Here is a 6,721-nt window from a genome sequence, read left to right as displayed (position 1 = left end):
CGGCCGCCGCCGGCTCCTCCTTCTTGCCGCAGGCCACCAGGGCCGCGGCCGCGGCGCCCAGGGCCGCGAGCTTGAACAGGGAGCGCTTGTGCAGGTCGGTCATGGGTCGATCCTTCTGGGTGAGGGGGATGGGGAGCTCTGGCGTGCTCACTTGCCTTCGGTGCCCGGCACCTTGCCTTCCACGCCGGCGACGAAGAAGTTGATTCCGGTCAGGAACTGGTCGTCCGCCACCTGGCCCTCGGCCAGCAGCTCCTTGCCCGTGTTGTCCTTGATGGGACCGGTCCAGACGGCGAAGCTGCCGTCCTTCAGGCCCGCGCGCGCCTTGGCGACGCGGTCCAGGATCTCCTGCGGCACGTCGTCGGCGATCTTCAGCAGGTCGATGGCGCCTTCCTTGACGCCCCACCAGTAGTTGCCCTGCGGCCAGTTGCCGGCGAGCGTGTCCTCGACCACCTTGGTGTAGTAGGGTGCCCAGTTGACCACCGCCGAGCCCAGGTGCGCTTTGGGCGCGAAGCTGCTCATGTCGCCGTCCTTGCCGAAAGCGCGCGCGCCGCGTTCCTCGGCGGTCTTGAGCACGGCCGGCGAGTTGGTGTTCTGGTAGAGCACGTCCACGCCGCCGTTGATCAGCGAGGCCGCGGCCTCGGACTCCTTAGGCGGGCTGAACCACTCGTTCACCCACACCACCTTGGCGCGGATCGATGGATCGACGCTCTGCGCGCCCAGCACGAAGCTGTTGATGTTGCGCACCACCTCGGGGATCGGCACCGAGGCCACCACGCCGACGGTCTTGGTCTGGGTCATGCCGCCGGCGACGATGCCCGCCAGGTACGCGCCCTCGAAGGTCTTGGTGTCGTAGGTGGCGACGTTCTCCCGCTGTTTGTAGCCGGTGGCGTGCTCGAACTTCACGTCGGGCAAGTCGGCCGCGACCTTCTGCACGAACTCCTGGTAGCCGAAGCTGGTCGCGAAGATCAGCTTGTTGCCCTGGGCCGCCATGTCGCGCATAACGCGCTCGGAGTCGGCGCTCTCGGGCACGCTCTCGACGAAGGAGGTCTCGATGCGGTCGCCGAACTTGTCCTGGATCGCCTTGCGGCCCAGGTCGTGCTGGAAGGTCCAGCCGCCGTCGCCGATGGGGCTCACGTACATGAAGCCGATCTTGAGCTTGTCCGGTGCGGGCGCGGCGGCAGGCGCCTCTGCCGGGGCGGCGGCGGGCGCGGCCGTCTCCTCTTTCTGGCCGCAGCCGGCAAGCGCCGCGAGCGCCACCGCCGACAGGGCGGCGGCCTTGAACAGGGACCGTTTGTTCAGGTTCGGGTTCATGTGGGGTGAATCAGTGGAAACAAGGAAGAGGCAGCAGGCTCAGCCCCCCGGATGGAAGGGCCGGCCGAGCGAAGCCGGCATGTTCGCACGAATCCACACCGGATTGCGCGAGATCAGCACCAGCACGACGATGGTCGCCACGTAGGGCAGCATGGACAGCAATTGGCTGGCCACCTGCACGCCCGAGGCCTGCAGGTGAAACTGCAGCATGGTCACGCCGCCGAACAGGTAGGCGCCCAGCAGCACGCGCGCCGGCCGCCAGGTGGCAAAGGTGGTCAGCGCCAGCGCGATCCAGCCGCGCCCGGCGACCATGCCTTCCACCCACAGGGGCGTGTAGACGGTCGAGATGTAGGCGCCCGCCAGCCCGCACAGCGCGCCGCCCGCGGCCACGGCGCCCAGGCGGATGCGCCGCACCGGGTAGCCCAGCGCGTGCGCCGACTCGGGCGATTCGCCCACCGAGCGCAGCACCAGCCCGGCGCGCGTGCGGTACAGGAACCACACCATCGCCGCCGCCAGCAGCATGGTCAGGTAGACCAGCGGATGGAGCGTGCCCAACGCCGGCCCGACCACCGGCAGCTCGCGCAGCACGGGCCAGGAGAACTTGGGCGTGTCCGGCAGCTTGGCCTGCACGTAGCCGATGCCGGCGAAGGCCGAGAAGCCCACGCCGAAGATCGACAGCGCCAGGCCCGTGGCGTACTGGTTGGTGTTGAACCAGATGACCAGCACGCCGAACAGCGCCGCCAGCAGCGCGCCGGCGAGCATCCCGGCGCCCAGCCCGAGGGCGAAGCTGCCGGTGTGCACCACGGTGGCGAAGGCCGCCACGGCGGCGCACAGCATCATGCCCTCGGCGCCGAGGTTGACGATGCCCGACTTCTCGTTGATCAACAGGCCCAGCGAGGCCAGCGCCAGGACGGTGCCGGCGCTCAGCGTCGAGCCCAGCAGCAGTGCGTAGGATTCCATCAGTGGCGCCCTCCCCTGGCGCCCACCCAGCGCACGCGGTAGGCGATCAGCGTGTCGCAGGCCAGCAGCGTGAACAGCAGCAGGCCCTGGAACACGCCGGTGAGCGATTTGGGCAGCCCCAGGCGCGACTGCGCCAGCTCGCCGCCGATGTAGAACATGCTCATCAGGATGGCCGACAGCACCATGCCCACCGGGTGCAGCCGCCCGACGAAGGCGACGATGATGGCGGCAAAGCCGTAGCCGGCCGGTATGTAGGGCGTGAGCTGGCCGATCGGCCCGGCGACTTCCAGCGCGCCCGCCAGGCCCGCGGTCGCGCCCGAGATCAGGAGCGCCGTCCACAGCGCGCGGCGCGAGGAAAAGCCGGCGTAGCGCGCCGCCGCCGGCGCGAGGCCGCCCACCTGCAGCGCGAAGCCCGCGCGCATGCGAAACAGGAACACCCACAGGAGCGCCACGCTGATGAGGGCCAGCGGCAGCCCGATGGTCACGCGCGAGCCGGTGAAGAGCCTGGGCACCTGCGTGACGCGCTCGAACATGCGCGTCTGCGGGAAGTTGTAGCCCATGGGGTCCTTCCACGGGCCATAGACCAGGTAGCTCAGCAGCAGGATCGCCACGTAGACCAGCATCAGGCTGACCAGGATCTCGTTGGCGTTGAAGCGGTCGCGCAGGAAGGCGACGATGCCCGCCCAGGCCATGCCGCCCGCGATGCCGGCCAGCAGGATGGCGGGGACGATCCACGGCCCGGTGGTCTTGTCGGCCAGCAGCGCGACCCCGCCGGCCGCCACGGCGCCGATGACGAATTGCCCCTCGGCGCCGATGTTCCAGACGTTGGAGCGAAAGCACACCGCCAGCCCGAGCGCCACCAGCAAGAGCGGCGTCGCCTTCACGGCCAGCTCGCCCAGGGCGTAGGCGGACTTGACGGGCTCCCAGAAGAAGACCTGCAGCCCGCGCACCGGGTCCTTGCCCAGCAGCACGAACAGCAGCACGCCAATGGCCACCGTGATGGCCAGCGCGAGCAGGGGCGAGCCCCAGGTCCACAGGCGCGAGGCCTGCGGGCGCGCCTCAAGCTTGAGCATGGCCGCCCTCCCCGCGCTGCGCCGACTGCTGGCGGCCCAGGTGCTCCTGCACCTCGGCGTGCCACAGCCCGCTCATCCATTCACCGATGCGCTCCACGCTTGCCTCGGCGCGCGGCACCGAGGGCGACAGGCGCCCCTTGGCCAGCACGTGCAGCCGGTCGCAGATCTCGAACAGCTCATCCAGTTCCTCGCTGACCACCAACACGGCGCAGCCGGCATCGCGCAGCTTCAGGATCTCGCCGCGGATCTGCGCCGCCGCGCCCACGTCCACGCCCCAGGTCGGCTGGGAGACGATCAAGAGCTTCGGCCCGGCGTCGATCTCGCGGCCGACGATGAATTTCTGCAGGTTGCCGCCCGATAGGGAGCGCGCGGGCGCGTCCGGGCCGCCGGCCTTCACGCCGAAGCGGGTGATGATCTCCTGCGCGTGCGCGCGCAGGCGCCGCATGCGCAGCCAGCCGCCCGCGCCCACGGCGTTGCTGCGCGTGAGCAGCAGGTTGTGCGCCAGGCCCATGGTCGGCACCGCGCCGCGCCCCAGGCGCTCCTCGGGCACGAAATGCAGACCCAGCTGGCGCCGCTGGCGCGGGCGCATGCGCCCGGCCGGGCGGCCCGCCACCTCGACCATGGCGGGGGCGGCGCGTGTGTCCTCGCCCGAGAGGGCGTAGAGCAGCTCCTTCTGGCCATTGCCCGAGATGCCGGCGATGCCCACCACCTCGCCGGCGCGCACCTCCAGATCGATGCCGACCAGGGCCACGCCGAAGGGGTCGGCCGCGGGCAGCGACAGCCCATGCGTGCACAGCACGGCCTCGCCGACGCGCACCTCGCGGTGGTCGAGCGCCGGCGGCTCGGCGCCGATCATCAGGCGCGACAGCGAGGCGTTCGATTCCCGGGTGGGGTCGCACACCCCCGTCACCTTCCCGCCGCGCATGACCGTGCAGGTGCTGCACAGCTCGCGGATCTCGTGCAGCTTGTGGCTGATGTAGAGGATGGAACAGCCCTCGGCGGCGAGCTTGCGCAGCACCACGAAGAGCTTGTCCACCGCCTGGGGCGTAAGCACCGAGGTCGGCTCGTCCAGGATCAGCAGGCGCGGGTCGGTGAGCAGCGCGCGGATGATCTCCACGCGCTGCATCTCGCCCACGGAGAGGGTGTGGACCGGGCGGCCCGGGTCGATGTCGAGCCCGTACTCGCTGGCCTTTTCGGTGATGCGGCGCGCCACCTCGGCCAGCGGCTGGCGCCGGTCCAGGCCCAGCCAGACGTTCTCGGCCACGGTGAGCGTGTCGAACAGGCTGAAGTGCTGGAACACCATGGCGATGCCCAGCGCGCGCGCCTCCTGCGGGTTCCTGACCTGCACGGGCTGGCCGTCGAACCACATCGCCCCCTCGTCGGGCTTGGTGGCGCCGTAGATGATCTTCATCAGCGTGGACTTGCCCGCGCCGTTCTCGCCCAGCACGGCGTGGATCTCGCCCGGCTGCACGGTGAGCGAGACGCCATCGTTGGCCACCACGGCCGGATAGCGCTTGGTGATGCCCGTCAGTTGCAGCCGCGGTGGCGCGGGGTCCGCGGCGGCGCTGGAGGGGGTGGAATTCATGCCTGCGATTGTCTCCGAAGTGCGGGGGCCGTCAGTTTTTGTGAAAACGGTATCCGAGGCTTGTTCCGGGATGCTTGCGAGCTACGGATTTCGTAGCGTCGAGGCCACGTGCCGGATGCATTCGCGCAGCCACGCGCCGGCGGCGGAAGGGTGGGTGCGCGGGTGCCAGAGCTGGTAGTACACGAGGCGCGGGAACTCCACCGGGCAGGGCAGCACGGCCAGCGGCAGGCGCTCCGCGTAGCGCTCGCAGAACTGCCGGCCGGTGGTCAGCACCAGCAGGCTGCCCGCGACCATGGCGGGAATCAGGCTGAAATGCGCGCAGCGCACCGTGATGTTGCGCGCCAGGCCCAGGCCGTCCAGGTGCGCGTCGATCACGCCGCGCGCGCCGGGGCGGGTGGGCGTGGGCGCGATGTGCTCGGCGGCCAGCCAGTCCTCGGCGCTCCAGCCGCGCCGCACGGCCGGGTGCTCTCGGCCGACCAGGCACACCACCTCGTCGGAGAACAGGCGCGATTGGTGCAGGTCGCCGGGCGGCTCGGGCCAGTTGCCGACCACCACGTCGGCCTCGCCCTGCGCCAGGTGCGCGTGGTAGTGGGTGTCGGCCGTGAGCGGCAGGATCTCGACCGTGCACAGCGGCGCCTCGGCCTTCAGGTGGGCCACCAGGCGCGGCAGGAACAGGGGGTCGAGGTAGGCGCTCGCCGCGATGCGCAAGGGCCGGCGCGCGGTGCGCGGATCGAAGCCGCGCGCATCGGAGAACAGCGATTCGGCCGCGCGCAGGATGCTCGCCGCCGGCTCGACCATGGCCAGCGCCGCGTCGGTCGGCTGCATGCCGGCGCCCGAGCGCACCAGCAGCGGGTCGCCCGAGAGCTCGCGCAGCCGGCGCAGCGCACCCGAGACCGCCGGCTGGTGCATGCCCAGCCGGAGGGCGGCGCGCGAGACACTGCGTTCGGTGAGCACGGTGTGCAATACCCTGATGAGATGAAGGTCGATCTTGTCGAAAAGGGCTTGGTCTCTCATATGCGCTCGGGCATACACGCCATGGGCCGGAAGGTATGCCGCGCGGGGCGCGCGGCGCTACGCGTGCGGTCGGATGGGCGCGCCCGACCGGCCGGAAACGGTGGCGGCCACTGTACACGCGCCATAGCGCGCCGGGCATCCGGGTTATACGCAGGCCCATATGGCCAGGCGGGCGCTGCAGGACTACCCTTTCAGGCATGAGCACCACCCGCCCCTTGCGCTTCCTCCGCCGCGGCCGCACCGTGCAGCTGAACGGCATCGCCCCGGACCGCACCTTGCTGCAGCTGCTGCGCGAGGACCTGGGCGCGACCGGCACCAAGGAAGGCTGCGGAGAAGGCGACTGCGGCGCCTGCACGGTGGTGCTGGGCAGTGCGCGGGAGGGCCGCATCCACTACGAGGCCGTGAACAGCTGCATCCGGCTGGCGCATTCCATCGACGGCATGGCGCTGTGGACCGTGGAAGACCTGGCACAGGACCCGCTGATCCAGCCGGCCGACGAGGGCGCCGCTGCCGCGCCGGGCGGCCTGCACCCGGTGCAGCAGGCGCTGCTGCACAGCCACGCCACACAGTGCGGCTTCTGCACCCCCGGCTTCGCCATGAGCCTGTTCAGCATGTACCAGCGCCACGTCTGCCGGGAGGGCCGCGCCATCCCGCGCGCACTCGCGGCCGAGGAGCTGTCGGGCAACCTGTGCCGCTGCACGGGCTACCGCCCGATCCTGGAGGCGGCCGGCCAGCTGCACGAGCTGCCGCGCGTGCAGGTGGACGAGCCGGCGCTGCT

At 70.9% G+C, this 6,721-nt stretch carries 6 protein-coding genes; 1 reads left to right on the top strand and 5 read right to left on the bottom strand.

Features of this window, described 5'->3' with window-relative positions:
• Positions 1 to 147: 147 nt before the first annotated feature.
• The 5 genes from A612_RS15860 to A612_RS15840 form a co-directional block, all read right to left on the bottom strand.
• Positions 148 to 1,311: a BMP family ABC transporter substrate-binding protein gene (locus tag A612_RS15860; protein ID WP_019375410.1), complete on the bottom strand. Its 1,164-nt coding sequence runs from the start codon at positions 1,309 to 1,311 to the stop codon at positions 148 to 150.
• 39 nt (positions 1,312 to 1,350) lie between these two features.
• A complete protein-coding gene (locus A612_RS15855) occupies positions 1,351 to 2,271 on the bottom strand; it encodes an ABC transporter permease (RefSeq protein ID WP_019375409.1) in 921 nt (306 codons plus the stop codon).
• On the bottom strand, positions 2,271 to 3,344 hold the full coding sequence (locus A612_RS15850) for an ABC transporter permease (protein ID WP_019375408.1): 1,074 nt from the start codon (positions 3,342 to 3,344) through the stop codon (positions 2,271 to 2,273). The genes A612_RS15855 and A612_RS15850 overlap by 1 nt, the downstream gene beginning before the upstream one ends.
• Complete coding sequence (locus tag A612_RS15845) at positions 3,331 to 4,929, bottom strand: ABC transporter ATP-binding protein (RefSeq protein ID WP_019375407.1); 1,599 nt, start codon at positions 4,927 to 4,929, stop codon at positions 3,331 to 3,333. The genes A612_RS15850 and A612_RS15845 overlap by 14 nt, the downstream gene beginning before the upstream one ends.
• A gap of 81 nt (positions 4,930 to 5,010) precedes the next feature.
• Entirely contained in the window at positions 5,011 to 5,943 is a 933-nt protein-coding gene (locus tag A612_RS15840) for a LysR family transcriptional regulator (RefSeq protein ID WP_040437225.1), read from the bottom strand.
• A gap of 197 nt (positions 5,944 to 6,140) precedes the next feature.
• On the opposite strand from A612_RS15840, the gene A612_RS15835 reads away from it, so the two are divergent.
• Positions 6,141 to 6,721: 2Fe-2S iron-sulfur cluster-binding protein (locus A612_RS15835; protein WP_019375405.1), on the top strand; the 581-nt coding region annotated here is incomplete at its 3' end.

Origin of the sequence: Melaminivora alkalimesophila (assembly GCF_000282995.1) — a bacterium.
GTDB classification, from domain to species: domain Bacteria; phylum Pseudomonadota; class Gammaproteobacteria; order Burkholderiales; family Burkholderiaceae_C; genus Melaminivora; species Melaminivora alkalimesophila.
Note: the sequence above shows the minus strand (reverse complement) of the source record. Positions and strands in the feature narration are given on the sequence as shown.